General features: G+C 69.9%; 1 pseudogene. It reads right to left on the reverse strand.

Annotated elements, in window-relative coordinates:
* Positions 1-228: 228 nt before the first annotated feature.
* Positions 229-395 (reverse strand): annotated as a pseudogene (locus HA630_RS23330) (maleylacetoacetate isomerase); the annotation flags it as partial.

A 395-nucleotide genomic window follows, 5' to 3' on the forward strand; every position in this document is an offset into this window, starting at 1 on the left:
GCTTTTTGCAGGTCGGCGTTGATTTTTTCGGACACCTGGTGCCACACATGGGTGGGCGGGGTGACGTGGCCGAGCTTGAGGGTCTGGGCCTGGGCGGTGAAGGCGGTGGCGGCGAAGGCCAGGCCGGCCGCGAGGGTGCGCAGGGCAGGGAGTTGGATCATGGCGGGTTCCTTGAACGCAAATAAACGGCCCGCGGCCCCAGGGTGTGGGGGCGCGGGCTCAGACAGGTCAGGCGGCGTCGGGCTGTTTCCCGGGGGCCGCGTCGGCAAAAGCGGGCAGGGCCAGGCAGGCGGCCTCCACCTGCTGGATCAGCGGCCAGCGGTTCAGGTCCACCTGGAAGCGGCGGGCGCTTTCCACCTGCGGCACCAGGTAGCAGTCGGCCAGCGTGGGCGTGT

This window comes from Aquabacterium sp. A08 (genome assembly GCF_011742065.1).